The organism is Serratia sp. 22264 (assembly GCF_052045345.1).
In the GTDB taxonomy this organism is placed as follows: Bacteria; Pseudomonadota; Gammaproteobacteria; order Enterobacterales; family Enterobacteriaceae; genus Serratia; species Serratia plymuthica.
The window spans coordinates 1,680,282-1,707,231 of sequence record NZ_JBQEOY010000001.1; the positions used below are offsets into that span (position 1 = coordinate 1,680,282).

At 54.1% G+C, this 26,950-nt stretch carries 25 protein-coding genes; 15 read left to right on the forward strand and 10 right to left on the reverse strand.

What is annotated here, in order from left to right; genetic code table 11:
• Positions 1 to 15 precede the first annotated feature (15 nt).
• Positions 16 to 648, forward strand: a complete 633-nt coding sequence (gene pncA / locus ACTJJ1_RS07760; RefSeq protein WP_440833030.1) for a bifunctional nicotinamidase/pyrazinamidase — start codon at positions 16 to 18, stop codon at positions 646 to 648.
• Between the two features lie 232 nt (positions 649 to 880).
• Positions 881 to 2,161, forward strand: coding sequence for a glycoside hydrolase family 18 protein (locus ACTJJ1_RS07765; RefSeq protein WP_440833032.1), 1,281 nt, complete (start codon positions 881 to 883; stop codon positions 2,159 to 2,161).
• 38 nt (positions 2,162 to 2,199) lie between these two features.
• On the opposite strand, the gene ACTJJ1_RS07770 is transcribed toward ACTJJ1_RS07765, so the two are convergent.
• On the reverse strand, positions 2,200 to 2,472 hold the full coding sequence (locus tag ACTJJ1_RS07770) for a YeaC family protein (protein WP_004945385.1): 273 nt from the start codon (positions 2,470 to 2,472) through the stop codon (positions 2,200 to 2,202).
• A gap of 63 nt (positions 2,473 to 2,535) precedes the next feature.
• On the reverse strand, positions 2,536 to 2,949 hold the full coding sequence (gene msrB, locus ACTJJ1_RS07775; RefSeq protein ID WP_004945389.1) for a peptide-methionine (R)-S-oxide reductase MsrB: 414 nt from the start codon (positions 2,947 to 2,949) through the stop codon (positions 2,536 to 2,538).
• 348 nt (positions 2,950 to 3,297) lie between these two features.
• On the opposite strand from msrB, the gene gapA reads away from it, so the two are divergent.
• Positions 3,298 to 4,293, forward strand: a complete 996-nt coding sequence (gapA, locus tag ACTJJ1_RS07780; protein WP_004945391.1) for a glyceraldehyde-3-phosphate dehydrogenase — start codon at positions 3,298 to 3,300, stop codon at positions 4,291 to 4,293.
• 83 nt (positions 4,294 to 4,376) lie between these two features.
• Positions 4,377 to 5,252, forward strand: coding sequence for a D-hexose-6-phosphate mutarotase (locus tag ACTJJ1_RS07785; RefSeq protein ID WP_004945395.1), 876 nt, complete (start codon positions 4,377 to 4,379; stop codon positions 5,250 to 5,252).
• Between the two features lie 175 nt (positions 5,253 to 5,427).
• Here the strand turns inward: ACTJJ1_RS07785 and ACTJJ1_RS07790 are convergent, their stop codons facing one another.
• On the reverse strand, positions 5,428 to 6,192 hold the full coding sequence (locus ACTJJ1_RS07790; RefSeq protein WP_122289106.1) for a MipA/OmpV family protein: 765 nt from the start codon (positions 6,190 to 6,192) through the stop codon (positions 5,428 to 5,430).
• Between the two features lie 428 nt (positions 6,193 to 6,620).
• Between ACTJJ1_RS07790 and yeaG the strand changes: the two genes are divergently transcribed.
• Together yeaG and ACTJJ1_RS07800 are read left to right on the forward strand one after the other, a co-directional pair.
• Positions 6,621 to 8,555 carry a protein kinase YeaG gene (yeaG, locus tag ACTJJ1_RS07795; RefSeq protein ID WP_041416981.1) on the forward strand — a complete coding sequence of 645 codons (1,935 nt, stop codon included), beginning with the start codon at positions 6,621 to 6,623 and terminating at the stop codon, positions 8,553 to 8,555.
• A 64-nt stretch (positions 8,556 to 8,619) separates the two neighbouring features.
• A complete protein-coding gene (locus tag ACTJJ1_RS07800) occupies positions 8,620 to 9,891 on the forward strand; it encodes a YeaH/YhbH family protein (protein ID WP_006325825.1) in 1,272 nt (423 codons plus the stop codon).
• Between the two features lie 28 nt (positions 9,892 to 9,919).
• On the opposite strand, the gene ACTJJ1_RS07805 is transcribed toward ACTJJ1_RS07800, so the two are convergent.
• Entirely contained in the window at positions 9,920 to 10,351 is a 432-nt protein-coding gene (locus ACTJJ1_RS07805) for a GNAT family N-acetyltransferase (RefSeq protein WP_041417349.1), read from the reverse strand.
• A 612-nt stretch (positions 10,352 to 10,963) separates the two neighbouring features.
• Here ACTJJ1_RS07805 and ACTJJ1_RS07810 point away from each other — a divergent pair.
• Complete coding sequence (locus ACTJJ1_RS07810; protein WP_004945410.1) at positions 10,964 to 11,536, forward strand: type 1 glutamine amidotransferase family protein; 573 nt, start codon at positions 10,964 to 10,966, stop codon at positions 11,534 to 11,536.
• Between the two features lie 48 nt (positions 11,537 to 11,584).
• On the opposite strand, the gene ACTJJ1_RS07815 is transcribed toward ACTJJ1_RS07810, so the two are convergent.
• Entirely contained in the window at positions 11,585 to 12,274 is a 690-nt protein-coding gene (locus tag ACTJJ1_RS07815) for an alpha/beta hydrolase (RefSeq protein ID WP_004945412.1), read from the reverse strand.
• A 547-nt stretch (positions 12,275 to 12,821) separates the two neighbouring features.
• On the reverse strand, positions 12,822 to 12,980 hold the full coding sequence (locus ACTJJ1_RS07820; protein ID WP_004945416.1) for a YqaE/Pmp3 family membrane protein: 159 nt from the start codon (positions 12,978 to 12,980) through the stop codon (positions 12,822 to 12,824).
• A gap of 356 nt (positions 12,981 to 13,336) precedes the next feature.
• Between ACTJJ1_RS07820 and ACTJJ1_RS07825 the strand changes: the two genes are divergently transcribed.
• Positions 13,337 to 13,513, forward strand: coding sequence for a GhoT/OrtT family toxin (locus ACTJJ1_RS07825; RefSeq protein WP_004945419.1), 177 nt, complete (start codon positions 13,337 to 13,339; stop codon positions 13,511 to 13,513).
• Positions 13,514 to 13,565: 52 nt separating this feature from the next.
• Here the strand turns inward: ACTJJ1_RS07825 and ACTJJ1_RS07830 are convergent, their stop codons facing one another.
• Positions 13,566 to 15,683: a TonB-dependent siderophore receptor gene (locus ACTJJ1_RS07830; protein ID WP_440833037.1), complete on the reverse strand. Its 2,118-nt coding sequence runs from the start codon at positions 15,681 to 15,683 to the stop codon at positions 13,566 to 13,568.
• Between the two features lie 1,050 nt (positions 15,684 to 16,733).
• Here ACTJJ1_RS07830 and ACTJJ1_RS07835 point away from each other — a divergent pair.
• Positions 16,734 to 17,066, forward strand: coding sequence for a hypothetical protein (locus ACTJJ1_RS07835; RefSeq protein ID WP_230554758.1), 333 nt, complete (start codon positions 16,734 to 16,736; stop codon positions 17,064 to 17,066).
• 10 nt (positions 17,067 to 17,076) lie between these two features.
• On the opposite strand, the gene ACTJJ1_RS07840 is transcribed toward ACTJJ1_RS07835, so the two are convergent.
• The gene (locus ACTJJ1_RS07840; RefSeq protein ID WP_004945427.1) at positions 17,077 to 17,232 is read right to left on the reverse strand and encodes a hypothetical protein; all 156 of its coding nucleotides are present in this window, start codon (positions 17,230 to 17,232) and stop codon (positions 17,077 to 17,079) included.
• 152 nt (positions 17,233 to 17,384) lie between these two features.
• Between ACTJJ1_RS07840 and ACTJJ1_RS07845 the strand changes: the two genes are divergently transcribed.
• The 6 genes from ACTJJ1_RS07845 (at position 17,385) to ACTJJ1_RS07870 (ending at position 24,165) form a co-directional block, all read left to right on the forward strand.
• Positions 17,385 to 18,194 (forward strand): ATP-binding cassette domain-containing protein, encoded by an 810-nt coding sequence (locus ACTJJ1_RS07845; protein ID WP_440833040.1) that lies wholly within the window; start codon positions 17,385 to 17,387, stop codon positions 18,192 to 18,194.
• A gap of 3 nt (positions 18,195 to 18,197) precedes the next feature.
• On the forward strand, positions 18,198 to 18,980 hold the full coding sequence (locus ACTJJ1_RS07850; protein ID WP_440833042.1) for an ABC transporter ATP-binding protein: 783 nt from the start codon (positions 18,198 to 18,200) through the stop codon (positions 18,978 to 18,980).
• A gap of 24 nt (positions 18,981 to 19,004) precedes the next feature.
• The gene (locus ACTJJ1_RS07855; RefSeq protein ID WP_006325837.1) at positions 19,005 to 20,513 is read left to right on the forward strand and encodes an ABC transporter substrate-binding protein; all 1,509 of its coding nucleotides are present in this window, start codon (positions 19,005 to 19,007) and stop codon (positions 20,511 to 20,513) included.
• A gap of 65 nt (positions 20,514 to 20,578) precedes the next feature.
• A complete protein-coding gene (locus ACTJJ1_RS07860; protein WP_440833619.1) occupies positions 20,579 to 22,240 on the forward strand; it encodes an ABC transporter permease subunit in 1,662 nt (553 codons plus the stop codon).
• A gap of 62 nt (positions 22,241 to 22,302) precedes the next feature.
• Positions 22,303 to 22,863 carry a 3'-5' exonuclease gene (locus tag ACTJJ1_RS07865; protein WP_004945437.1) on the forward strand — a complete coding sequence of 187 codons (561 nt, stop codon included), beginning with the start codon at positions 22,303 to 22,305 and terminating at the stop codon, positions 22,861 to 22,863.
• Between the two features lie 108 nt (positions 22,864 to 22,971).
• Positions 22,972 to 24,165, forward strand: a complete 1,194-nt coding sequence (locus ACTJJ1_RS07870; protein ID WP_440833044.1) for a multidrug effflux MFS transporter — start codon at positions 22,972 to 22,974, stop codon at positions 24,163 to 24,165.
• Positions 24,166 to 24,168: 3 nt separating this feature from the next.
• On the opposite strand, the gene dadX is transcribed toward ACTJJ1_RS07870, so the two are convergent.
• Together dadX and ACTJJ1_RS07880 are read right to left on the reverse strand one after the other, a co-directional pair.
• Positions 24,169 to 25,242 carry a catabolic alanine racemase DadX gene (gene dadX / locus ACTJJ1_RS07875; protein WP_006325841.1) on the reverse strand — a complete coding sequence of 358 codons (1,074 nt, stop codon included), beginning with the start codon at positions 25,240 to 25,242 and terminating at the stop codon, positions 24,169 to 24,171.
• Positions 25,243 to 25,314: 72 nt separating this feature from the next.
• A complete protein-coding gene (locus tag ACTJJ1_RS07880) occupies positions 25,315 to 26,619 on the reverse strand; it encodes a D-amino acid dehydrogenase (RefSeq protein ID WP_004945444.1) in 1,305 nt (434 codons plus the stop codon).
• Positions 26,620 to 26,950: the final 331 nt, after the last annotated feature.

Consider the following 26,950-nt stretch of genomic DNA (forward strand, 5'->3'; position numbering starts at 1 on the left):
GATTACGGAGCCGAGATGAAAACCGCCCTGTTGTTAATCGATTTGCAAAATGATTTTTGCCCCGGTGGCGCGTTAGCGGTGACGGACGGCGATGCCACCGTTATCGCAGCCAATCAGGCGATTGCCGCCTGCGTGGCGCGCGGTGAACCGGTAGTCGCTTGCCAGGATTGGCACCCCGCCAATCATCGCAGTTTTGCGGTAAATTCAGGGACTGAGGTCAACACGCAAGGTGAATTGGCAGGATTGCCGCAGGTGTGGTGGCCGGTGCACTGCGTGCAGGAAAGCCACGGGGCGCAATTGCATCCGCAGTTGCACCGAGAGGCCATTGCCGAGGTGTTCCGTAAAGGTCAAAACCCGGATATCGATAGCTACAGCGCCTTCTTTGACAACGGTCACCGAGCACAAACCGCGCTGGACGGTTGGCTGAGGGCGCAGGGCATCACTCACCTGGCTATCATGGGGCTGGCAACCGATTACTGCGTGAAGTTTAGCGTTCTGGATGCACTGGAACTGGGATATGTGACCTCAGTGATTACCGACGGCTGCCGCGGTGTCGATTTACAACCAGGTGACAGCCCAAAAGCGTTCCAGGCAATGGAGCTGGCCGGAGCACAACTCGTTACCCTGTCACAATTCATCGCACATTGATTCCAGCGGACGCCCCAGGCGCCCGCTTCTTCTCCCTCGGTGCAAATCTCGACATCGCTCACATTCCAACCATTCTCCCGTGATTACATCTTGTTCCCAGACGTTGCTTTTGCTGTTATGACCGCTGATGCCTTCGCATCAATCGGTTATACGCATCCGGGGCCCTTTGAGCCCGGTTTTATGTTACCGCCTCAGGCGGTTTCGGTCGGCCTTGCCGACCAAAGGAGATAACATGGCATTACCCCGTAAGCTGCTGCCTTTGCTGGTAGCGGTGCAGTTAGGCATGGCCGGAGCCGGCATGGCTCACGCGGCTTCTTACCTGTCCGTCGGTTATTTTAACGGTGGCGGCGACGTCACTGCCGGCCCCGGTGGCGATATCAACAAGCTGGATGTCACCCAAATCACCCACCTCAACTACTCTTTCGGCCTGATTTACAACAATGAGAAAGAGGAAACCAATCCGGCGCTCAAAGACCCGGCTCGGCTGCATCAGATCTATTTATCGCCGAAGGTTGAGGCCGATTTGAAGCTGTTACCGGTGTTGCGCAAACAAAACCCTGAGTTGAAGGTGCTGCTTTCCGTTGGCGGTTGGGGAGCGCGCGGTTTTTCCGGCGCCGCCGCCACCCCGGAAAGTCGGGCAATATTTATCCGTTCGGTACAACAGGTAATTCAACAATTTCACCTCGACGGCATCGATCTCGATTGGGAATATCCGGTCAACGGTGCCTGGGGCCTGGTCGAAAGCCAACCGGCGGACCGCGCCAATTTCACCCTGCTGCTGGGGGAATTGCATAAAGCGCTGGATAAAGGCAAATTGCTGACCATCGCCGTCGGCGCCAACGCAAAAAGCCCACAGGAATGGGTCGATGTAAAAGGCATTGCGCCCTATCTCGATTACATCAACCTGATGACCTACGACATGGCGTATGGCACCCAGTATTTCAATTCCAACCTGTATGACTCTAAACAGTGGCCAACCGTCGCCGCCGCCGATCGTTACAGCGCCAATTTCGTGGTGGATAACTACCTGGCAGCCGGACTAAAGCCCGCACAGTTGAACCTGGGCATCGGCTTTTACGGCCGGGTGCCCAAACGGGCGACGGAGCCGGGCATCGATTGGGATAAACCGGATGCAGCCAAAAATCCGGTTACCCAGCCCTATTTCACCGCACGTGAAACCGCCGTGTTCAAGTCACTGGGGTTGGATCTGAGCAAGGACAGCTATTTTAAGTACAACGATATCGTCAGCAAACTGCTGAACGATCCACAGCGCCGCTTCAGCGCCCATTGGGACAACGACGCCAAGGTTCCCTACCTGACCCTGCAATCCGCCGAGGGCAAACCGTTGTTTGCGATTTCGTATGAGAATCCGCGTTCGGTCGCGATCAAGGCTGACTACATTAAAAGCAAGGGGCTGGGCGGCGCCATGTTCTGGGAGTATGGCGCCGACGACAACAATCGGCTGGCACACCAGTTGGCGGAATCATTGGGGATAAACGGCGGGAAACGCTAAATCGGCAGGGCGATGGTTGCATCGCCCTGCCTTCGGATTTATTGCGGCTTCAACTTAACCAGCGGTTCGGCAACGAACTGCTGTTTCAGTTCCTGCTTGCTCTTCATCACTATCTGGCCGTCGGTGCCAATAGTCATATGCTGCGGATCGGCATTGTTCAACGATTGCCACAACATCACCGCCTGCAGACTGTTTTCTTTCTGTTCCGGCGTCAGCGCAACGCCGTCTGGCCATTTACCCAGTTCTACCGCCTGTACCAGGCGCTGATAGATCTCCGGAGTCATTGCGGCAATCAGGTCTTTCACGTCCATCAGAGCATTTCCTCACTCGTGGAAGAATAATTAGCTGAATCGATTTTTCTGGCAGAATAATCCTCAGCCGGCTGTTTTTTCGCCGTTCTCGCCGTCGGTAAAACTCAACGAAGCCGAGTTAACGCAGTAGCGTTCACCGGTAGGCTGCGGGCCATCGGGGAATACGTGCCCCAGATGAGCGTCGCAGTGGCCGCAACGAATCTCGATTCGATGCATATTGTGTGAATTATCATCAATATAACGAATCGCATCGTCGGATACCGGCTCATAGAAGCTTGGCCAGCCACAGCCGGAGTCATACTTGCTGTCGGAATAGAACAGCGGATGGTTGCAACACAGGCAATGGTATACACCCTCGCGCTTATTGTGCAGCAATTTACCGGAGTACGGCGCTTCAGTGCCCCGTTCCTGGGTCACATAACGTTGGATTTCATTCAGTTCCGTGGCCGGATGGTCAGGGGTTGTGTCTTTAGCCATTTGCGTGATTCTCTGAATGTGGATAATGTCAACGAAAACAATGAGTAATAATAACAAAAAATTAACAACATTGCAGTGCTTTTTGGCCTAAACTGTAGCGCATAAAGGTCACGCCGCGGCGTTATGTGATACCGATCACATATATGAAGTAGGGTGACTTTATACTTGGCGGTTTGACCCCATATAACGGATGAGGCCGAACGCAAACGGAATGTGCAATAAGCAAGCAGATCAAGCCCCGTGATTTGATTTGCAGCAAGAATTGACACGATTCCGCTTGACGCTTGGTAAGGTTTTTGTAATTTTACAACCAACCTTTTATTCACTAACAAATAGCTGGTGGAATATATGACTATCAAAGTAGGTATCAACGGTTTTGGCCGTATCGGTCGCATTGTTTTCCGTGCTGCTCAAGAACGTTCTGACATCGAAATCGTTGCAATCAACGACCTGTTGGACGCAGAGTACATGGCATACATGTTGAAATTTGACTCTACTCACGGCCGTTTCAAAGGCACTGTAGAAGTCAAAGACGGCCATCTGGTTGTTAACGGCAAAACCATCCGTGTTACCGCAGAGAAAGACCCGGCTAACCTGAAGTGGAACGAAGTGGGTGTTGACGTTGTTGCAGAAGCGACCGGTATCTTCCTGACCGACGAAACCGCACGTAAACACATCACTGCAGGCGCTAAGAAAGTTGTTCTGACCGGCCCTTCAAAAGACGCGACCCCAATGTTCGTACGTGGCGCAAACTTTGAAAAATATGCTGGCCAGGATATCGTTTCCAACGCATCTTGCACCACCAACTGCCTGGCTCCGCTGGCTAAAGTTATCAACGACAACTTCGGCATCGTCGAAGGTCTGATGACTACCGTTCACGCGACCACCGCTACTCAAAAAACCGTTGATGGCCCGTCTCATAAAGACTGGCGCGGCGGCCGCGGCGCATCCCAGAACATCATCCCTTCTTCTACCGGCGCAGCTAAAGCAGTTGGCATCGTTCTGCCAGAACTGAAAGGCAAACTGACCGGTATGGCGTTCCGCGTTCCAACTCCAAACGTGTCTGTAGTTGACCTGACCGTTCGTCTGGAAAAAGCAGCGACCTACGAAGAAATCAAGAAAGCCATCAAAGCCGCTTCTGAAGGCTCTATGAAAGGCGTTCTGGGCTATGTTGAAGACGAAGTGGTTTCTACTGACTTCAACGGCGAAATCCTGACTTCCGTGTTTGATGCCAAAGCGGGTATCGCGCTGAACGACAACTTTGTGAAACTGGTTTCCTGGTACGACAACGAAACTGGCTACTCCCACAAGGTTCTGGATCTGATCGCTCACATCTCCAAATAATGGAATGATGGAAAGCTGATAATGAGGGGCGACATTTTTTGTCGCCCTTTTTTTTGTTTTTGCGGCGAACTAAAGGCAACTTAATGAACGAAAAAATTTTCACCCTGCCCGTTACCGAACAAATTTCACCTTACATCAGTCAACGTCAGCTCGAAGAACTGCCGGTAGTGGTCGTCTCCCACCCGAAAGTCCGCGCCGCTGTTGCGCTGCAAGGCGCACACCTGTTAGCCTGGCAACCTGCCGGTGATAAGCCGGTTATCTGGCTGAGCAACAACACCCCCTTTAAAAAAGGCAACGCCATTCGCGGCGGTGTGCCTATTTGCTGGCCCTGGTTTGGCCCGGTAGCGCAACCCTCGCACGGTTTCGCCCGCAATCAACCCTGGAACCTGACTGCGCACGATGAAGACGACAACGGTGTCATTCTGACCTTTACCCTGAAAGACAATGAGCAAACCCGCAAGCTTTGGCCGCATGCCTTTACGCTGATTGCCCGTTTCAAGCTGGGTGAAGAATGCGAGATTGAGCTGGAGTCACACGGCGACTATCAGGCTACCGCAGCGCTGCATACTTATTTCCAGATTGGGGATATTGAACAAGTAAAAGTGGCGGGCCTCGGCGAACCTTATATCGACAAAGTGGCCGGTGGAGCTGAAGCTCGTCAGACCGGAGACCTGGCATTTATTGGTCAAACCGATCGGGTCTATACCCAACCGGACGCTTTCAGCCTGATCAAAGATCCTTCTCTGCAACGCACCATTGAGGTTCATCACCATCATATGAGCGATGTGATTGCCTGGAACCCAGGCGTGGAGCTGTCCTGCAGCATGGCAGACATGGCGAATGACGGTTATAAAACCATGGTTTGCGTGGAAACCGGCCGCGTCAGTAAACCACTGGTGGCCGCAGGTGAACAACCTGCACGGCTGGCGGTCACCTTCCGCAGCCGTAAAAGCGCCTGATGCTTTCAGGGCGACAAACCGCTCGCCCTGCTTAATCCCCTCTCCAACCACTCAAACGACATATCCCACGCTACCTGCATGATGTCAGCATCATTCAATGCACTGCAGGTGTGCAAAAGGGGCGCAAGCGCCCCTTTATAATGCAACCACTGCACAATATTTGTGCAATTTGATTTTAGAAGCTGTAGCTCACACCCGTCATCAACAACCCGGTGTAAGATTTATCAACCATTGGGCTGTCTTTGACTTCATCAGACAGTTGGATGTAACGCCCGGTGAAGAAAGCATTCCAGTCCTTGTTGATCTGATAGTTGGCGCTCAGCTCAACGTAAGGCGCCCAGCTGTCGCCTGGCGTGTAGCTGTCCAGACCACTGCGGCGAGATTCGTGATCGCTGATGCCATAGTAGTATTTATTCTGGTTTTTGCTGTTCCACATCACGCCCACACCAGGAACCAGAGTCAAAGCGTCTAAATCGAATTTGTAGAGGTAGGCGACATCCCCTACCAGACCGTTGCTGTTGTCCAGCATATCACCGGTAAAGGTGGTGCGGATCGAGCCCCACTCGGCATTATGGGTATAAGCCAGGCCAGCCATCAACGTACCGCGACGTTTATCCAGGCGCTTCATGCGATCGTCGTCACTGTCACCCGGACGGTAGCCAAACGGCGAGTAATATCCCATGACGCTCAGTTGGTTTTCCTGATCTTTCCACAGGTAATACCCGGCAGTCAGCGTGCGGAAGTAGAAGTCGTCGCCTTCATAGTTAATGACTGGCACCGGGTAGACGCGAGTATCATAACCACGGTATGCGTCAGGGCTAACCAGCGCTGCAGCACCGAGCGACCAGGTTCCTGCCTGAGCACTTTGTGCGCAAACCATTGCGGAAGCGATAATTGCTAGCGTTTTGAGTTGAAATATCTTCACTGGTTCTTTTTCCATAAATAACAGGGTTAATAGCCGACTTAGTTTATGTGAAAACACCGTTACACGCCTAATCTTTACAATAAAAAACGACCAAGATCGAATAACTTAGATCGGAAATATGAATTAATCATGGCAGAACAATGACGTTTTTTGCCGCAACCCGCGCCAGACAAGGCGTTTGGCCATCCCTGTCACAACTGAGTCATTGATATGACTTAAAAAAAGCTTTTTATGGCGCAGGAAATTTTCCGGTATGCCAACTAAGCTTAATCAGAAGGTGAATTTATCCTGGGCCCAGTGGCAATACAGCGCAACTCGCGATAATAAGCGCACCAAGTTGGCATACGGGTTGCTGTACTCAGGTAATAACTTCTTCTTTCGGGAGCCAAAACACTATCACCAGCTCCCTTTAACCTGTGCTAATAACGAAAAGGACGGGCATCATGAACATATTTGACCACTATCGCCAGCGCTATGAAGCTGCCAAGGACGAAGAGTTCACACTGCAGGAATTTCTTACCATTTGCCGGCAAGATCGCAGTGCGTATGCCAATGCGGCCGAACGTCTGCTGATGGCTATCGGCGAACCCGTTATGGTCGACACCGCGCTTGAGTCACGCATGTCTCGCCTGTTCTCCAACCGGGTGATCGCACGCTATCCGGCATTCGAAGAGTTTTACGGCATGGAAGAAGCTATTGAACAGATAGTTTCTTACCTGAGACACGCCGCGCAAGGCCTCGAAGAGAAGAAACAAATCCTTTACCTGTTGGGCCCGGTGGGCGGCGGGAAATCATCGCTGGCGGAACGCCTGAAAGCGCTGATGCAACGCGTACCGATTTACACGCTGAGCGCCAACGGAGAACGCAGCCCGGTCAACGACCATCCGCTGTGCCTGTTTAATCCGCAGGAAGATGCCAATATTCTGGAAAAAGAATACAACATCCCGAACCGCTACCTCGGCACTATCATGTCGCCGTGGGCCGCAAAACGCCTGCATGAATTTGGTGGCGACATCACCAAATTCAAAGTAGTGAAAGTGCGCCCTTCCATTCTGGAACAGATAGCCATCGCCAAAACGGAACCGGGTGATGAGAATAACCAGGACATCTCTGCGTTGGTCGGTAAAGTGGACATCCGTAAACTGGAGAACCACGCCCAGAACGATCCGGATGCCTACGGTTATTCAGGCGCTCTGTGCCGTGCCAACCAAGGGATTATGGAGTTCGTAGAGATGTTCAAAGCGCCGATCAAGGTGCTGCATCCTCTGCTTACGGCTACCCAGGAAGGTAACTACAACGGTACCGAAGGTATCTCCGCCCTGCCGTTCAGCGGGATTATTCTGGCTCACTCCAACGAATCCGAATGGGTGACTTTCCGTAACAACAAAAACAACGAGGCCTTCCTCGACCGCGTTTATATCGTCAAGGTACCGTACTGCCTGCGGGTGTCGGAAGAGATGAAAATCTACGACAAGCTTCTTGATCACAGTGAACTGACCCATGCGCCTTGCGCCCCCGGTACGCTGGAGACGCTGGCACGCTTTACCGTGCTCTCTCGCCTGAAAGAGCCGGAAAACTCGAGTATTTACTCGAAGATGCGCGTCTATGACGGTGAAAGCCTGAAGGACACCGATCCAAAAGCCAAGTCGTACCAGGAATACCGCGACTACGCTGGGGTCGATGAAGGCATGAATGGCCTGTCCACCCGTTTCGCGTTCAAAATCCTGTCGCGGGTATTCAACTTCGATCACGCCGAGGTAGCCGCCAACCCGGTGCACCTGTTCTACGTACTGGAACAGCAGATCGAGCGTGAACAGTTCCCGCAGGATCAGTCGGAAAAATATCTGGAACACCTGAAAGGCTATCTGATCCCGAAATACGCCGAATTCATCGGTAAAGAGATCCAGACCGCTTATCTGGAATCCTACTCGGAATACGGTCAAAACATTTTTGACCGCTACGTGACCTATGCAGACTTCTGGATCCAGGATCAAGAGTACCGTGATCCGGATACCGGCCAGCTGTTCGATCGCGAATCCCTGAACGCTGAGCTGGAGAAAATCGAGAAACCGGCCGGCATCAGCAATCCGAAAGATTTCCGCAACGAAATAGTCAACTTCGTGCTGCGTGCCCGTGCTAATCATAGTGGCCGTAACCCTAACTGGACCAGTTATGAGAAGCTGCGTACCGTGATTGAGAAGAAAATGTTCTCGAACACCGAAGAGTTGCTGCCGGTGATTTCGTTTAACGCTAAAACCTCAACGGATGAGCAGAAGAAACATGACGACTTCGTCGACCGCATGATGGAAAAAGGCTACACCCGCAAACAGGTTCGCCTGCTGTGTGAATGGTATCTGCGGGTCAGAAAGTCTTCATAACGGCTAATGAGAATTAGCGTCATGGAGATGGCGTAGAAAGTTGGCAACGTCGTTTGGGGGAAGTATGGCGTATTTTATTGACCGACGGCTTAACGGCAAAAACAAGAGCATGGTGAACCGCCAGCGCTTCTTGCGCCGCTACAAGTCGCAAATCAAACAGTCGATTGCCGAAGCCATCAACAAGCGTTCGGTCACCGACGTGGACAGCGGGGAGTCGGTTTCAATCCCCAATGGCGATATCAACGAGCCTATGTTTCATCAAGGCCGCGGTGGCACTCGCCACCGCGTTCATCCCGGTAACGACCATTTTGTGCAGAATGACCGTGTCGAGCGCCCTCAGGGCGGCGGCAGCGGCGGGGGTGGCGGTCAGGGAAACGCCAGCCAGGATGGCGAAGGCGAGGATGAGTTCGTCTTTCAGATATCCAAAGACGAATACCTTGATCTGCTGTTTGAAGATTTGGCGCTGCCGAACCTGAAAAAAAATCAGTATAAGCAGCTTACCGAGTACAAAACTCATCGGGCCGGTTACACCGCCAACGGCGTGCCGGCCAATATCAGTGTGGTGCGTTCGCTGCAAAACTCACTGGCGCGACGTACCGCCATGACCGCCGGAAAGCGGCGTGCCCTGCATGAACTGGAAGGCGAGCTCACCCAGTTGGAAAACACCGAGCCGGTGCAATTGCTGGAAGAGGAGCGGCTGCGCAAAGAAATTGCCGAACTGCGCAAAAAAATCGAAAGCGTGCCCTTTATCGATACTTTTGATTTACGTTACAAGAACTATGAACGTCGTCCTGAACCCTCCAGCCAGGCGGTAATGTTTTGCCTGATGGACGTTTCCGGCTCCATGGATCAGGCAACCAAGGACATGGCTAAACGTTTCTATATCCTGCTCTATCTGTTCCTGAGCAGGACCTATAAAAACGTCGACGTGGTGTATATCCGCCACCACACCCAGGCGAAGGAAGTGGATGAACAGGAGTTCTTCTACTCGCAGGAAACCGGCGGCACTATCGTTTCCAGCGCGCTAAAACTGATGAATGAAGTGGTTGAAGAGCGTTACGATCCGGCTCAATGGAACATTTATGCCGCACAAGCCTCGGATGGCGATAACTGGGCCGATGACTCACCGCTTTGCCACGAACTGTTGGCAAAAAAACTGCTGCCGATGGTGCGTTATTACAGCTACATTGAAATCACCCGCCGTGCCCACCAGACGCTGTGGCGCGAATATGAAGACCTGCAGGCCAAATTCGATAACTTTGCCATGCAGCATATCCGTGAGCCGGACGATATTTATCCGGTATTCCGCGAGCTTTTCCATAAGCAAACGGCATAATATTTATTAAAACAGCCAGTTAATCTTGTTAGCTGGCTGTTCCTTTTACAGGAAAAAAGAACACCCTCTCAGGATCGTTTTCATCCAGGTTCTCAATACAACCGCTCTCAGTAAAGCCGGCTTCCAGTAACAGCCTCTTCATGGGTAAATTCGAACCGTTAGTTGAGGTAAACAGCTTGGGGCGCTCGCAAAGCGATTTTAATTGTTCGAGTAACTTTCGCCCCACGCCTCTGCGTCGGAACCGCTCATCGACCATAAGAATGTCGATAAACCCATAACCGTAAAAGTGATAGTGCAGCACGCCATAAGCCACTATTTCGCCGGCAAGCTCTGCAATATGGCAGACACCGGCCTCGCACCACTCACGGATCTCGGTGTGACGGTGCAGATCATGCGATGCATGGGTATCAAAACCGATCAACACATTAATATCCTGCATTGTTGCAAGGCGAAAAATCATTTTTCCCATCCTCATCTTTCTTGCCATTAGCACAATCAGCGCTGAGGTAATTCCTAATTACGTTTTCTTTACGCGTTGTTCATTGCTTATATTGGGAATATTCCTATTTAATGGGATGCCAAATTGCAATCTTAGGTGAGCGCTATGGAACTACTTCCAATCGCAATCATCGTCGTTTTGATGGCAGTTGTCGTATTTTCCTTTGTCCTCTATTGGCGGCAAAGAAGAACAAGTACTTTCAACACCAAGCGGAAACGACGTTAGGACGACTATCCACAAGGACGTGGTCCCACAATAACGCTGACAAGCTGCCCCATCACCGCATAAAACCCTCTTTGAGGATATTCTGATACATGTAGCGCCTTGAACCTTTCACTTGTCCATAAAGTTTCCGTGGGTTAGTGTCACCTTCTGAAGGTCCACACCACCTCATAACCAGAATAAAATCCAATAGCTAGGCTATCATCCCTTAATCCCGCCGTCGTGCGGGATCTTTTTAACGCCAGAAAAAATCACCCCTGCCAGAAATTGACAGTAGCGCCCATTAAACTTGGGATCCTGCGGTAAACCATTCCGCGGACCATTTTCATCCTCATAGGGAAATACACGCCAATGACACGTGCCATAACTCTTCTTACCGATAATTTTTCCGATTGGGAAACCGCTCTGATCAACTCCACTTGTCGAGGCTATTACGGTTTCGATACCCGTTTCGCTTCACCCAAAGCCACCCCCATCGTTTCCTCTGGAGGGATGCTCGTTACCCCGCAGCTATCCATTGAAGCCATCGAACTCGATGATGTAGACCTGTTGATCGTCTGCGGCGGTACGGCATGGCAAAGTGGACAAGCGCCAGACATCACCGCGTTGGTCGCCGAGGCTCACCGAAAAAACATCGTCGTCGCCGGTATTTGCGATGGAACTCGCGTATTGGCACAGTCGGGCGTGCTCGACAATCTCCGCCATACTTCCAATTCAGCGGAAAATCTGTCGCAACTGAACTATGCGGGAGCCGCGTACTATCAGGATGTGCCTTACGCCGTTGCCGATCAACGCGTCGTCACCGCGCCCGGCACCGCTCCCGTCAGCTTTATGGCCGCGATCCTTGGCGTGCTTGGTTTTAACGACGAGAATCTTAAAGCCTATTTGGCGATGCATGCGGCCGAACACAGCAAACCTGTTTAACCGGCCTGCGGCAAAAAAACGCTGTTGCAAGGCCTTGGTAAGGATATTTCATGAGGTGCTCGCCGCCTCATCAATCAAAGCGACCACTTCTTTTGGGTGCGAGGCAAGCGACGCATGGCTGGCATTCAACGTAATCACTTTTTTAGCGTTCAACCGGGCCGACATGCGCTGCTGATTCTCAGGCGAAATCATCCGGTCGTCGCTGGAAATTTGGTACCAGGAAGGTTTGTGCTTCCACGCAGGCTCATTGATAACGTTACCGAAGGTGCTTGCCAGCGGAGCCTTTTGCGTCACCGCCATCACCAGAGCTTCATCAGAGGAAAGATCCTGGCCGAAGCTTTCATGGAACTTGTCCGGTTTAATCCATAAATAACCGTCGCTGTCCGGCACCAGGTTAGCCATCGCCGCCGGAGGATGTTCCTGCGTGATACCGCCAGGGCTTTCCCCGGCATCCGGCGCAAAGGCGGCGATATACACCAGCCCGACCACGTTGGGTTGGTTACCCATTTCGGTAATAACCGCACCACCATACGAATGACCAACCAACAGAACCGGCCCTGCCTGCTGAGCCACCATTTTGCGCGTACGCTCGGCATCATCGGCCAACGATGTCAGCGGCATTTCTACGGCGTGTATCGAGTGATAACCTTTACGTGACAATTCGCCAATCACCTTACTCCAGTGCGCGGCCCCACCCCAAAATCCATGCACCAGGACTACTGTAGGTTTTGTATTCATACCTGATTCCTTCTTTAAGATGATGGCGTTACGCCGGCCCGCCTGTGCAAGGCCAAACGCCGTTTAGACCTATGATATATAGTTCACCCCAGCAGATTCCGGCAATAGCTACGAATAGTTAACGCGGCTGGCCGCCCCTCCTCCTGACGTTCCATTCACCCCGCGTCATTTCCCAGATGCCTGATGGCATGCCCACACAGACGCCTCCCACAACCAAACCTAAACGCAGTTGCAAATCAGCATGAAAACCACTTTAAAACTAGGATTTTTACCCATTAAGATATAAAATCCCATGTAAAAACAATGGGAAGTAAAAACACCAAACATCAAAAGGGAATTTTCACGTGAAGGAAATGATCTCCATCCTTTTCATCGTAAGTCTGTTGGCGATGCTTTTTTCATGGTTGTTTGTCTACGGCCTCAACATTTATTAGACGGCTGAACGGCGTAAAAAACCCCGGCATGCGAACGCATACCAGGGTTGAGAGTCTCGGACTACATGAACATGTCCCCCAGTGCAAAACGGCTGGGCCAGATGATGGCACCACTACTGTTTAGTCTGGATCCAGAAGGCATGAATCAATCCAGGGAAATAGCCCAACACAGTCAGGATAATGTTGAGGATAAAAGCCCCGCCGATACCTTTATCAAGCAACACACCCAGCGGCGGTAGAATAATGGTAAATACGATTCGCCAAAAACTCATACTCTCTCCTCACGTTCTCCAGGGCCTACCAACATATTATATCTGCCAAACGCTTTCAAATTATCCGATTAATTGGGCAACCGCGAGCAGTGGGGAATTATGTTCTTCCGCTTCGCCAATACGGCCGCCGAACAATTTCCCCCACCGAAGATTCCTGAGTTTCCCCCGCGGGTAAACCTATGTCCTGATTTCTCCCATTATCGCTAACAGGAACCGTCCCGTGCACGTCAGAGCCCAATAACAACATTAATAATATGGTTATAAATAATAAACTAAATAAACAACTAATAAGCATTGATTATGTGGAATTAAGCCCCTAGAATTCGCGGCTTAAAAATACAACTGGGATAGGTTTCATGTCACCGCTGTGGGTTGCGACACAATATTTCTATTTAATAGGCCTTTTAGTTTCTATGGTTTTTACCTATTTAGTCAGCCGGGATACCATCAAAATTCGTTTTATCAGCGCGTTGACGATTGGTTTGACCTGGCCGCTAAGCCTGCCGGTGGTGTTGCTTTTCTCCCTGTTCTAGCAATGTAAAACCGCCCCGTCGGCAAAGCGACGGGGCGATACGGCCCCTTTCCTCAGAAATCGTACCCCAGGGTAGCCACCACAGAACGTTCCGCCCCCCAATAGCAATAGCCGGTGCCATAACAGGCCGCGACGTATTTCCTGTCGGTCAGATTATTGACGTTCAACTGAACGTAGGCGCCTTTCATTGATGGGTTCACGCTGCCCAAATTCATCCTTATCGAGGCATCCACCAGCGTCACCGAAGGAATGCGCAGCGTATTTTCATTGTCTGCCCACTGCTTGCCGATATAGCGTACCCCAACGCCAAGATCCACGCCGAATCCGGCCGCGTATTTACCCCACAGAGAAGCCATTTGGTCGGGGGCCAGATACGGCGTATTGCCGTTGTTGCCATCGATCGCGTCTTTAAACTTCACCTTGTTGTAGCTGTAGCCGGCAATCAGATCGAAACGTTCGCTGATCTTGCTGCGCGCTTCCAGTTCAATCCCCTGCGAATGCACTTTGCCGGCCGGCAGATAATAACTTTGCTGCACCACCCGGTTGGCAACGTCTTTCTGCGTCAAATCGTACAATGCCACGCTGTAAATCGATGAACTGCCTGGCGGCTGATATTTCAACCCCACCTCATACTGCTCACTGGTGCTCGGTTTCAGCATGTGTCCGTTTTGATCGGGCAGCGCCTCAGGCGTTACCGCCGTACTGTAGCTGGCGTAAGGTGAAAGACCGTTATCAAAGTGATACAGCAAGGAGGCACGGCCACTGAAATTATCATCGCTGCGCGCATCGCTGGTACCGGTATTGAGCGTCGTATTTTTAGACTCGATACGATCGAAGCGGCCGGACAGGTTCAGATACCAGTTCTGTAAGTTGATTTCATCCTGCAGATATACGCCGCTCTGCTCGTAGTGGCGCCTGGAGTCGGTATGCGTCAGGCCGGTTAACGCCGCCCCGCCGGACACACCGGTATAAGGATTCAGCTGCGATGCACCAGCAGATTCTTCCCACAAATTATTGCGAAAGCGCTGGTAGTCCAGCCCCAGCATAACCTTATGATCCAGCGCCCCGGTGGTAAAGTCGGCTTCCAGTTGGTTATCGACGGCAAAGGCGTCCAGCGAAGTGGCAGAACCGCTGTAATAACGGTTCAGCAAACGGTGATCGTCATTCCAGCCAATCTGATACACCTGTTGCAACTCAACATTGGAATGGGTGTAACTGGCATTCTGACGGAAAGACCAGACGTCGTTAAAACTGTGAGAGAAGGCATAGCTGTAGATTTGCTCCCAGCGCTTGAACACATTCCGGCTGCTCTCACCGTCAAAGAATCCGCGCCCCAGTTTGTCGCCCGAGCTGGAATAGAGGCTGCCATCGGCCGGCACGGCACTGTGGTAACCGCCGGAAGGATCCTTCTGCAGGTAGGCTTTGAGCAACAGCGAGGTATTTTCATCCGGCTGCCACAGCAATGAGGGGGCGACGGCATAGCGTTCTTCACGCTGATGGTCGTACATGGTTTCGCTGCTGCGCGTCATGCCGGTCAGCCTGTAAGCCCACTGTTCAGACAGCGGTCCGGTCACATCGAAGGCGCCGCCCTGAGTACTGTTGTTGCCTGCCATCAGGTTAACGTGCCCTTCCGTGGCGAACTGAGGCCGCTTGGACGTCAGCGCGACCAATCCACCCGGAATGCTTTGCCCATACATCACCGAAGAGGGTCCTTTGATGACGTCGACGCGTTCCAGGAACCAGGGATCAACCTGCAAGGCATTATAGGTGCCACCGTCACTCAACAAACGCAGGCCATCAAGGAAAGTGTTATTGACGTCACCGCCATGAAAACCGCGCAATGCAATGGTGTCATAGCGGGTGGCGCCACCGGAAAAATTGGTGAAGACGCCCGGAGCATATTTCAGCGTATCGTTAACCGTCTGGGCATTCTGATCGGTCATCTGCTGCCGAGTCACTACCGAGATCGACTGGGCCGTCAGGGCTAACGGTCTGTCCGTTTTCGTCGCACCCTGGCTGGTCGTAGCCTGATAGCCCTGCGTCGCCGCCTCCGCCGTATCGGCAGATTTGGCAGTGACAACCAAAGTATCCTCAGCCAACGAGGTTAGTGGCAGGAACATGGCGAGCGCGCAGAACAGACGCGATCGTTTAACCGTAAAATGCATCGACATCTCTGTAACCCCTGGTAAATACTCAAAATCACGCCGAATAAGATTCTCTGTCAGCAGCGCTGGCTGACAACGTGCAGCGGATCTATCAGTGCACTGAATCCAATGAAAAGATAATATTAATGATAATTATTATCTTTATCGACAAAAAGTTTCAAGCATAGCGGCGCTTTTTATGAGCGGGGAAAGTGTTTCATCGTCACTGAAAAACCAAGGGTGTAAGCTGGGTTAGTAGACTGAAATAAAAGAAGTAAAAAAATGCCAGCGCGAGGCTGGCAACAAAGATTGGAAGCAATGTGAGCAATGTCGTGCCGGCTTGGGTGGCACATAAGGAGACAATCCTTCTACCCTTACCGACCATTAAATGATAACGACTATCATTATCCATTGTAAAGTGCTTTTTATCTACCTCTTTTTGTCAGCGCACAAGGGTGACTCATCGATGCTTTGTCCTGCCAAGCCAACGATATAAACCCAATATCGCAAAAAAAATGGCCGCCACCAGGGCATTGATTAAAAGCCATACCACTAATATGGGCACAAAGGTCTGATAGATCGGAATCCCGCGTGCAGCAGCGAAGGGATTGAGATGCCAGGATCTAATAAGAAAAAAGGGGTTCAAGTTAAACCATTGGCAGAACAAGGCGATGAGCGTCGGCGGCAGGAAAAAGTAAAGTCCCAACGTGGCAACCAGTAAACATACCGTAGAGTGACCGTTTTTATAATTTTTCATATCAATGTAGTGTCATTACTCTTTCGCTGAAAATACCCTGGACATTACCGTTTGAACAGACCCAGCAGGCGCTGATTAGTTCCCGTTTGGGGGTAAAATAAAGCCCGTTTGGCGTTTAATTTTCATTTAGCTCTTCGGTGTTATAACGCTATCCAGCTCAGGAGGCCCCAATGATACCGGACTATTGCCCTATCTCGCCAAACACCCAAAAACTCAAAGTCATCTATGGTTGGTATATATATGCCGTCTATACACTGTTGATCTTTAATATCTACCTGGCCGTGTATAACGTCTGCGTCAGGCATCCTATTGAATCGCCAATGATCTCATGGTTTCACAGCCTGTTCATCGCTTTTATACTCTATCAATTGCTGAAAAAACGAACGCGTTTTGCCTGGTTAATGCTGGCCTATTTTATTCTGATGCGACTCTATTACGCCAACATATTGCATATCGAATTTAATTCCTGGAGCCGGGGATTGGTATTCGTGATCCTGACAGTGATGTTCACCGGTACGGTTGCTCTGGGACAACTCGCAACGCCGCCGTTGCGTCAGGATTGGCTGGCGCGATTAGGCTGGCGGCAATGGGCTACGTTAGCCTGCCTATCCGGGATACTGACGCCATTGATCACTACCGATTATCTGGGTTGACGACGGTCATTTATTTTGGAATATGCGGCTCGGAGATATCAACCATACGGCACAACTTGGTGTAGTTACTGGATTGCTCGCACAGTTTATCGGTGACGTAAACACCAAGGTAACCCAGTACCAGCACATAGGCGGCCATGCACAGAATAAAAATCAACGTTCTCACCGATAGAACCAACCTGACAACAATACCTTGAGCATCATACCTTGATTTCCCTGCTTTAGACTATTTCAAAGTATTTCAGAAATCTGCTGGTCATGTCACGCCAACGAATGTTATGTTATTACATATCATAACTGCTTCGCACAGACACGCTAATGGAAAACCAATGCCCGCCGTTACTCACCGTAGAACAGTTGACGCTGTCGATTAACGGGGAAGTCAAAATCAGCGATCTGAACTTCACCCTACATGCCGGCGAACGGCTATGCCTGCTGGGTGCATCAGGCTCAGGCAAATCACTCACCGCCGCTGCCATTTTAGGCACGCTGCCGAACGGTGCCGAACTCAGCGGATCGATACGGCTATTGGGGCGAGAAATCAGCGGCCAACGTTTACAACAGCGCAAGTCACTCTCGCTGGCGGCCATTTTTCAAGATCCTTTTACCAGCCTCAATCCCCTGACCACCGTGGGTAAGCAATTGATCATGGCTCTGCGTGGCCGGAGCGGCATGAGCAAAGAACACGCCCAACGCTGCGCCACAGAACTCTTGGCTGCGCTGGGCCTGCCGCCGGAGAGCATCATGATGCGCTACCCCGGGCAATTGTCCGGCGGCCAATGTCAGCGGATTTGTGCGGCTCTCGCGCTGAGCGGCGAGAAAAACCTGCTGATAGCGGATGAACCTACCACCGCACTGGACATGGTCAGCCAGCATCAGTTAATCGATATCCTGAAGCGCTACACCGAGCGCCCCGCCGCGCCCGCGCTGCTGTTTATCACCCACGACCTTGCCGTCGCCGCCAGCCTGTGCCAACGGGCCATCGTGCTGGCGAATGGCACGATAGCCGAGCACGGCTCTGTCGCGCAGCTGTTGCGCCACCCTGTACATCCCTACACTCAGCGGCTGGTTGCCACGGTACTGCGCCCGGCATTCGATCATGACTCCTCTATGAGTATGGCGGGATAACCAATGAGTCACCTACCGGTCAACGCCGCATTGCCTTTTATCAGCCTGCAGAATGTCTGTCGGCGATATGCGTCGGCATCTGGTGGCCTTAGCCCTACCGATCTGAATCTGTATGCCGAAGAACGCATCGGGTTGGTTGGCTGCTCCGGCGCAGGCAAATCCACCTTGCTCAAGCTGCTGCTAGCGCTCGATGCGCCGGATTACGGCCATATCTTCTGCCAGGGTACCGCGATTCGCCCAGCGTCCGTTCGTCGGCTGCGTTGGTACCGACGTTTGGTGCAGTATGTCCCGCAAGACGCCCACGCCTCGCTCAATCCACGCCATACGGTCGCCGAACTGATTATCGCCCCGCTGCGCCAACTCGGTCTGCCGCAGGATCCGGGTATCACTGCAGAGCGTGCTCTGCGTCAGGTTGAACTGGATGAACACCTGCTGTACGCCAGGCCGGGCCAGCTTTCCGGCGGGCAGGCACAAAGGGTGGCACTGGCGCGCGCTATCGCGCTGCAACCTCGTTTTTTACTGGCCGATGAGCCGGTCAGCGGTCTGGACCAGCCCTTACGCCGGCAGATCATCAACCTGCTCGATCGTATTGCCCGTCAGCAACGGATGGGAATGCTGCTGGTCTCCCATGATATTTCATTGGTGGCCGCCTTATGCCACCGCACGCTGGTGATGGATCGCGGCGCCATCGTGGAAGATCGCCCAACCTACGATCTGTTGCAATCGCCCCGGCATGTCGCTACCCGTGCGTTGATCGCCGCAATCCCATCATTACCCCCCTTTTAGCCCTGAGATCCTGAGGTATTTTGCATGCTGAACCTGCGCTTTATTGGCCCCACCGGCTGCCTGCTTGCCGGCAGTTTGCTGCTTGGCGGTTGCTTTGAACCTGCAAAACCAAAAGAAAGTGTCGCCGAAGAAAAACGTATCCGGCTGGCCATGCTGCAGCCGCCCCGCTCCGGGTTAACGCCGTTGAGCGACGATGCGTTTAAACTCTCGCGCTGGAGCAATGCCGAAACCCTGGTGGTGCTGAACGCCAATGGCGATGCCGAGCCGGCACTGGCGACTGAATGGCAGCAAATCGATGAACGCCGCTGGCGCTTTGTGCTGCGTCAGGGTGTCAGTTTCCACGACGGCAGCGTAATGACGGCGCAAAGCGTAGTGCGTTCACTTTCAGCGGCGATAAATGCCGCGCCGAAACCACGCATTCTGGACGGCGTCGAGCTGTCGATCACCGCCGAAGGCGATAATGCCGTGCTGATCGCTACAGCCCGCCCCGATCCTTTAATTCCGCAACGGCTGTCCAGCCCACAACTGGCGATCCTCGCTGAACGAGCCTACGCCGCCAACGGCGTGGTCAATCCGCTGCAGGCCGGAACCGGCGCTTTCGTGTTAACAGAAATCAACGGCACCAGCAGCGCACGGCTAAATCGTTTTGACGGTTACTGGGGCGAGAAAGCCGCCGCACCGGGGATCGACGTCAGTTTTGTGCCGGACAGCAATGCACGTGCCGCCGCCCTGAGAACCGGCAGCGCCGATCTGGTTGAGGCTCTGCCGGTATCGCAGTTGCCGCTCATTGAAGCGGGGCTGATCCACGAAGTCCCGATGCCGCGCACCAATACGCTGTATCTGAACACTCGTGTCGGCGCTTTCCGCGATCCTGCGGTGCGCGCAGCGGCGGCGGCGGCGGTTCAACGCCAACAGTTAGTGGACAACGTCTACGAAGGCCGTGCCGATCTTGCCACCGGGTTGCTTGGCCCCGCATTACCTTGGGCCGCCTCATTACGGCAACCGCAACCGGCTATCCCGCCGGCGGCGGTGAAAGGCCAAACCATTACCCTGGCGACCTTCAGCGATCGGGCAGAGCTGCCCGAAGTCGCGGTTTATCTGGCTCAACAGCTCAGCGCAGCCGGTTTTACAGTAAAGCAGGAGGTGCGGGAATACGCCCACATTGAAGCCGACGCGTTGGCGGGCAAATTCGATGCATTCATTTTGTCGCGCGCCACAGTGTTGGATTCCGGCGATCCGGTAGCCTACATGTACAGTGATTTTGCCTGCCGGGGATCGTTCAATATCGCTCAACTCTGTGACCCCGCGGTGGACAAAGCCTTAACCCACGCGGCGACCATCCCGGCCGGCGCGCAAAGACGCCAGGCGATTATCGAGGCGGAGAGCCTCATCCTCGCCACACATGCGGCTATCCCCTTGTTGCATGAAAGAGTTATCCAGGGTGAAGCCGCCACCATGCAGCACGCAGAACGCGATCCGCGTGAACGTCGACTGGTGACACCGCGCAGCGTTATTTCCGCCGGGCAGCCCTGATCGTGATAAAGCGCTCGATAAAGACGTTGTTGCCACTCGCCTCACGCCTGCTTGCCCTGCTGGCCATGGTTTTGCTCATTGGTCTGATGCCTTGGATTTCCGGCCGCGATCCCGCGCTCAGCTTGCTGCGGGCTCGCTCAAGCGAGCAAGAAGCGACGCCGGAAGCCCTGAACGCCATTCGCCAACGATTCGGTTTGGATGACGGGCCGCTGGTGCTGCTTGGCCGGTGGTTTTCGGGGTTGTTGCGGGGGGATGCCGGTAACTCCTGGATCTCGGGTCAGCCCGTGCTGGAAGGCATGCTGCAAGCCGCCGGAGTGTCTTTGATCCTGATGGCCTGCGCGCTCACGGTGGCGCTGTCGGTAGCACTGTTGTTGGCGTTGCCAACCCTGTGGCATGGCATGCGCGGTGACAGTCATCGCCCTGCCGGCGTTCTGGCCGTAGCGCTGACCTCCCTGCCGGAATTTTTGCTGGCGGCGCTGTTGCTGATTGTCGGCGCCGTCTGGTTGCGCTGGTTCCCGCCCTACGGCTGGCAAAACCTCCAACACGCCGTTCTGCCCGCGCTGGCGCTGGGCCTGCCCGCTGGAGGATTGCTGGGTCTGTTGTTCAGCGACGGGCTGGCCGCAACCTTTTCTGAACGCTGGTTGATCACCTGGAGTCTTGCCGGTATCTCCCGGAGGCAACGTCTCTTGGCGGTATTGCGCCGCACGTTGCCCGCCCTGTTGCCACAAATTGGTCTGGTGCTGGTAGGGCTTACCGGCGGCGCCATTGCCGTCGAGAAGGTGTTTGCCATTCCCGGTCTTGGTCGGGCGACCTTAGGCGCCGCCATCGCACAGGATCTGCCTGCGCTGCAGTGCGGTATCCTGATTCTGCTGATGATCGCCTTCAGCGCCGGTTTCCTGGCGCAGGGAGCGCATTATCTGCTGCTGGGCCGCATCGCCGCGTCCCTGCCTAATGCGCCGCAACCCCAGCACAGCGCCAAAGGCAGTTATCTTGTCGCCGCAATCGCCGCGCTATTGCTGTGCCTGCTGGTGGTGAGCGGGATCATCCGCGATCCATTCGCGTCCCTGCATATGCGCCTGCAATCGCCCGGCCTGGCGTTACCCTTTGGCGCCGACGCCACCGGCAGGGATATTCTGGCGCGGGTCGCGCACGGCGCGGTGAATACCAGCCTGCTGGCGCTGGGCGTCAGCTTCGCTTCACTGATCCTGGGAATGCTATTTGGGTTGATGCCGCGCCTGATGTGCGGGGTGATTGAACTGGCCAACGCCACGCCCCCCATCATGGCAGGCCTGTTGGTCATCGCCATTACAGGTCCTTCAGCCTACGGCGCCGCGTGCGCGGTGATGTTGGTCAGTTGGGCGCCGTTGGCGGCACACTGCGCCTCGTTATTGACGGAGGCGCGTACGCAGTCCTATATCCGCATGCTTCCCGTATTGGGGATAGGCCGCCTGCGTACGCTGACGCACTACCTGCTGCCGGCGTTAGTCGGGCCGTTGCTTCGTCACGCCATGCTTCGTTTGCCGGGTATTGCTCTGGCGCTGGCCGCGCTGGGTTTCCTCGGACTGGGGCCTCAGCCGCCGGGTGCAGAATGGGGGCTGGTGCTGGCCGAAGCCATGCCTTATATCGAACGAGCGCCCTGGGGCGTTGTGACCCCGGTGGCCGCCCTGGTGTTACTGGCAGTGTTGGCGGTAACGCTGGCTAATGCCGCAGGCCAGCGCCGTGGCTGACTGCGCATCCTCGCCCGGTTTGTAGTAACATACTACGATGACTCAGCCCGCGGAGATCGCCAATGCACCATCTGATGCTAGACATTGAAACTCTGGACATAAAACCCAGCGCAGTGATCCTGGTGGTTGCCGCCGTATTTTTTGATCCCAGGACTGGCCAGCTCGGCGCGGAATTTGAAAACGCCGTCAGCAGCCAAAAAGATCAGCCTGGCAGAACCATCAGCCTGGATACCGTGGCTTGGTGGGCAAAGCAGTCTGACGAAGCACGCAAACTGGCCTTTGCCGGAACCGAAAGCCTAAAGCGCGTTCTGACCAGCCTGAGCCGTTTTATCCATATGAACAGCACAGACAGAGTGAAGGTCTGGGGAAATGGCAAGGAATTCGATTGCGCGATCCTCGAGCATGCTTTCCAGCAGTTGGAAATGCCCTGCCCATGGAAGTTTTGGGACACGCAGGATGTGCGTACGGTGATCACCCTGGCCGAACTGCACGGCTTCAACCCGAAGAAAGAACGCCCTTTCGAAGGCACACCGCATCGGGCGCTGGACGACGCCAAACACCAGGCGCGTTACGTGGCGGATACGGTTTCCGCACTTTATTATCGCCAAGCCTCTGCCGTGTAATGAGGGAGGCAAAATTAGCCTGTCGAACGCTTATGCTTTGCCTCTTTCCATTTGACGCCAGAATCTCTACTCTACCTCTCTTTGTCACTAGGACGTGCTGTTTTTGTTATGCAAAAATTTCTGTTTCTGCTTCTTAGCCTGGTGCTGCTCGGCCCGCTGGGCATCGATCTCTATCTGCCGACCATTCCCGCTATTGCACTTGGCCTTAACAGCAGTGAAGCGCTGATTCAGTCCACCATTTCACTGTTCATTCTGGTGTTGGGCCTTGGGCAGGTTATCGCCGGCCCGCTGGTGGATAACTACGGCCGCAAGCCGGTCGCATTGGCCGGCGTCGTTATCTACATGATCGGCGCGGCAATGGCGGCACTGGCGACCACGCCAACGGTGTTTGTTGCCTCACGCCTACTGCAGGGCGTTGCCGTGTGCTGTACGGCGGTAGTGGCGTTCAGCGGCGTACGTGACCGTCTGAATGGCGACGACGCTGCACGTGCCTACGGTTTTCTCAACGGCACGCTGAATATTATTCCTGCGCTGGCGCCGCTGCTCGGCGGGTTGCTGGCGGAAGCTTTCGGCTGGCGCGCCCCGTTCTGGTTCCTGGTTTGCTATGCCCTTGCGGTGCTGGTACTGATCGCCCTGCGTCTGCCGGAAACCCGGCCGGCGGATACCGTTAGAGTCAAAGGATTGCCGGTGCGGCAATATGCGCGCATCCTCAGCGATCGCAACTTCCTGTCCTTCGCCGTGGTGAACTCAGGGGCAATGGGAATGGCGTTAACCTATGTTTCCCTGGCGCCGAACGTGCTGATGGGCACCGCCAGGCTGACGCCGCTGCAGTTCTCGCTGGTATTTGGCGCCAACGGTTTTTGGATCATGCTGGTGAGTTATTTCGCCAACCGCATTATTCACAAAGTCGGCCGACCGATTTGCCTGGCGACAGGTGGGGTATTGATGGGGATCGGCTGTATTGGGCTGTTACTGGGCGTTGGCCTGCTTTCCGACGCGGCGCAACCCCACTGGCTGGCGTATATGCTGCCGGTCGCCTGCGCCTGTGCGGGTCTGGCGTTTGTAATGGGCCCGGCAACCAGCTATGCGCTGGAGCCGTACTCCAATGAAGCCGGCGTCGCTTCGGCGTTGGTGGGCTTTGTGCAAATGGCCGGCGGCGCAGCGCTGGGCCTGTTGGCAATGGCTATGCCGTTGCCACCGAAGCTGTCACTGGCGTTGGTCATGCTGGCGGGCTGCTTGCTGGCGCTGCACGCACGGCAGCGCAGCAAGCAAATTAAAAGTCAGTTGAAGAAAATTGCCTGAAGTTTACGCCTCGACGGTGACTGGCACTCTCGCGGCCAGCGCCGTCAGCAACTCATAACCCAGCGTGCCTGCCGCTGCGGCGACATCGTCAACCGGCAGGCGCCGCCCCCACAATTCCACTTCCGCACCAATGTCAGCGCCAGGACAGGGCGTCAGATCAACCGCCAGCATATCCATGGAGACCGTGCCCACCGTATGCGTCAACACGCCATCTACCCAAACCGGCGTGCCGCTCGGCGCATGACGAGGATAACCGTCCGCATAACCGCAGGCCACTACGCCGATACGCTGCGCAGCCTTGGCGCTGTAACGCCAGCCATAACCGACACGATCACCACTTTTCAGCGCCTGAACGCCAATGATTTCGCTACTTAACGTCATGGTAGCCTGCAAGCCGCTGTCGGCGATATCACGCCACTGGCCGCTTGGCGATGCGCCATACAGCACTATGCCTGGCCGCACCCAACTGCCGTGGGTTTGCGGATGCCACAACGTGGCGGCGGAGTTCGCCAGGCAGCGCGGCAAAGGGATTCCAGCCGCCGCACCCTCAATGACAGTCATTTGCTCTGCCACGCCCTGTGGGCCGTCGGCGGTGGCAAAGTGGCTCATCAGCGTCAGGCTGGCGATATTGCCCATCTCCCGCGCTTGCAACCAAACGCTGTGCAAACGATCCGGGGAAAAGCCCAGGCGATTCATCCCGCTGTTCACTTTCAGATAAACATCCAGCGGCGCGGACAATTTGGCTGCCGCTATCGCTGCCAGTTGCCAGTCGCTGTGTACCGAGGTAGTTAAACGATAGCGGTCGAGCAGGAGCAAATCTTGTGGCTTGAAAAAACCTTCCAGCAGCAGAATCGGCCCTTGCCAACCGGACTCTCGCAGTAAAATGGCCTCGGCGAGATCCAGCAAGGCGAAACCGTCGGTTTGCCCCAGGCTACGCCAGACATGTTTGATTCCGTGGCCATAAGCATTGGCTTTTACTACCGACCAAATTTTGGCGCTGGGGGCGAAACGGCGAATCACCTGCAGGTTATTTTCAAAAGCGGAAAGATGCAGCGTGGCGGTAATCGGGCGAGGCATGGATTCTCCTGCGGACTGGCGGTTGAAGTCACGGGCCAGCGCCCGTGACTTCAGCATTATAAATTAAGAGGATTAACGCGCTGGATGCACATCGTTCAAGGGTGTGGGGTGCTCGTTGCGAAAGCCGGCGCTGTATCGCGCCACCGCCAGATCGTCTGAAGGGATAGCCGGCGTGATTCCGGAAATCAGATCGGAAAGCAATTGCCCGGAGCCGCACGCCATGGTCCAGCCCAAAGTACCGTGCCCGGTATTGAGGAACAGGTTTTTCAGCGAAGTCTTGCCGACAATCGGCGTGCCGTCCGGCGTCATCGGACGTAGACCGGTCCAGAAAGTCGCCTCTTCAATCCGCCCGCCGTTAGGGTAGAGATCGCGTACCACCATTTCCAGCGTTTCACGGCGTTTCGGCTCCAACTGGGTATTAAAACCGACAATTTCCGCCATACCACCGACGCGAATGCGTTTGTCGAAACGGGTAATGGCGATCTTGTAGGTTTCATCCAGAACGGTCGAGAACGGCGCCGCAGCTTCATCCGCAATAGGAATGGTCAGTGAATAGCCTTTCAACGGATAAACCGGGATCGAGACCAGATCGCGCAACAGTGCGGTGGAGTAAGAGCCGAAAGCCACGACGTAGCTGTCAGCCTTGAACACTTCTGCGCCGCACTGCACGCCGCTGATCTGATCGCCGTCGACCAGCAGACGATCAACACTGCGGTTATACAAGAAGGTGACGCCCGCCTGCTGCGCCATCTTGGCCAGTTGCTGAGTAAACAGCTGGCAGTCACCGGTTTCATCATTGGGCAATTGCAGACCGCCGGTCAGCTTGTGCGCGACCTGCGCCAGTGCAGGTTCAACTGTCGCCAGTTGGTGAGCTTCCAGCAGTTTATAGGGCACGCCCGCCTCCTCCAGTACGGCAATGTCTTTCGCCGCACTTTCGAACTGCTGCGGGGTGCGAAACAGCTGCAGCGTACCGCCCTGACGCCCTTCATACTGGATGCCGGTTTCCTGACGCAGCGCCTTGATGCAGTCACGGCTGTATTCCGCCAGCCGCACCATGCGCCCTTTATTGGTCATGTAGTGTGAGGTATCGCAGTTTTTCAGCATTTGCCACATCCAGCTCAACTGGAAACTGCTGCCATCCAGGCGTACCGCCAACGGTGCATGGCGTTGAAACATCCATTTGATGGCTTTCAACGGCACACCCGGCGCAGCCCACGGAGCCGCATAGCCCGGCGAGATTTGGCCGGCATTCGCCGCGCTGGTTTCCATTGCCGGGCCAGGCTGGCGATCGATTACCGTCACTTCATGACCGGCCTTCGCCAAATACCAGGCGCTGGCAACGCCCACCACCCCACTACCTAAAATTACCACTCGCATCGCTGACTCCAGCTCAAGGCTTCACAAAGCATAATCTTCTGCTCACAGGAAATTAACTCAGTGGAAAAATCCGTCCAACATCTTCGTCATCAAACGTGACAACATTCACAATTAATTTATCGTTCATGGCTGCGCCTTTTGCAATACCTACCTATAAATAGCGATAAGATGTCGTCCAAGGCCAGTTTTAGAGGGCAACAGCCGCTGATATGCTATCAATGCTAGCGTTGATAGCATCAAAAAAAACCGGGATGCGCAACAAGCTTTTAACAGAATATAAAAACGAAACACGCGCATTTAAACAGAATAAAAAACCAATAAAGCATCCTTT

Bases quoted from the DNA above. Each gene is read 5' to 3' on its own strand.
- ACTJJ1_RS07810 (WP_004945410.1), top strand. From the start codon at position 10,964: ATGACACGTGCCATAACTCTTCTTACCGATAATTTTTCCGATTGGGAA.
- msrB (WP_004945389.1), bottom strand. From the start codon at position 2,949: ATGGCTAAAGACACAACCCCTGACCATCCGGCCACGGAACTGAATGAA.
- ACTJJ1_RS07765 (WP_440833032.1), top strand. From the start codon at position 881: ATGGCATTACCCCGTAAGCTGCTGCCTTTGCTGGTAGCGGTGCAGTTA.
- gapA (WP_004945391.1), top strand. From the start codon at position 3,298: ATGACTATCAAAGTAGGTATCAACGGTTTTGGCCGTATCGGTCGCATT.
- ACTJJ1_RS07790 (WP_122289106.1), bottom strand. From the start codon at position 6,192: ATGGAAAAAGAACCAGTGAAGATATTTCAACTCAAAACGCTAGCAATT.
- ACTJJ1_RS07830 (WP_440833037.1), bottom strand. From the start codon at position 15,683: ATGTCGATGCATTTTACGGTTAAACGATCGCGTCTGTTCTGCGCGCTC.
- ACTJJ1_RS07850 (WP_440833042.1), top strand. From the start codon at position 18,198: ATGAGTCACCTACCGGTCAACGCCGCATTGCCTTTTATCAGCCTGCAG.
- ACTJJ1_RS07860 (WP_440833619.1), top strand. From the start codon at position 20,579: ATGGTTTTGCTCATTGGTCTGATGCCTTGGATTTCCGGCCGCGATCCC.
- yeaG (WP_041416981.1), top strand. From the start codon at position 6,621: ATGAACATATTTGACCACTATCGCCAGCGCTATGAAGCTGCCAAGGAC.
- ACTJJ1_RS07865 (WP_004945437.1), top strand. From the start codon at position 22,303: ATGCACCATCTGATGCTAGACATTGAAACTCTGGACATAAAACCCAGC.
- ACTJJ1_RS07880 (WP_004945444.1), bottom strand. From the start codon at position 26,619: ATGCGAGTGGTAATTTTAGGTAGTGGGGTGGTGGGCGTTGCCAGCGCC.
- ACTJJ1_RS07825 (WP_004945419.1), top strand. From the start codon at position 13,337: ATGTCACCGCTGTGGGTTGCGACACAATATTTCTATTTAATAGGCCTT.
- ACTJJ1_RS07855 (WP_006325837.1), top strand. From the start codon at position 19,005: ATGCTGAACCTGCGCTTTATTGGCCCCACCGGCTGCCTGCTTGCCGGC.
- ACTJJ1_RS07805 (WP_041417349.1), bottom strand. From the start codon at position 10,351: ATGATTTTTCGCCTTGCAACAATGCAGGATATTAATGTGTTGATCGGT.
- ACTJJ1_RS07815 (WP_004945412.1), bottom strand. From the start codon at position 12,274: ATGAATACAAAACCTACAGTAGTCCTGGTGCATGGATTTTGGGGTGGG.
- dadX (WP_006325841.1), bottom strand. From the start codon at position 25,242: ATGCCTCGCCCGATTACCGCCACGCTGCATCTTTCCGCTTTTGAAAAT.
- ACTJJ1_RS07820 (WP_004945416.1), bottom strand. From the start codon at position 12,980: ATGAGTTTTTGGCGAATCGTATTTACCATTATTCTACCGCCGCTGGGT.
- ACTJJ1_RS07845 (WP_440833040.1), top strand. From the start codon at position 17,385: ATGGAAAACCAATGCCCGCCGTTACTCACCGTAGAACAGTTGACGCTG.
- pncA (WP_440833030.1), top strand. From the start codon at position 16: ATGAAAACCGCCCTGTTGTTAATCGATTTGCAAAATGATTTTTGCCCC.
- ACTJJ1_RS07870 (WP_440833044.1), top strand. From the start codon at position 22,972: ATGCAAAAATTTCTGTTTCTGCTTCTTAGCCTGGTGCTGCTCGGCCCG.
- ACTJJ1_RS07835 (WP_230554758.1), top strand. From the start codon at position 16,734: ATGATCTCATGGTTTCACAGCCTGTTCATCGCTTTTATACTCTATCAA.
- ACTJJ1_RS07785 (WP_004945395.1), top strand. From the start codon at position 4,377: ATGAACGAAAAAATTTTCACCCTGCCCGTTACCGAACAAATTTCACCT.
- ACTJJ1_RS07800 (WP_006325825.1), top strand. From the start codon at position 8,620: ATGGCGTATTTTATTGACCGACGGCTTAACGGCAAAAACAAGAGCATG.
- ACTJJ1_RS07770 (WP_004945385.1), bottom strand. From the start codon at position 2,472: ATGGACGTGAAAGACCTGATTGCCGCAATGACTCCGGAGATCTATCAG.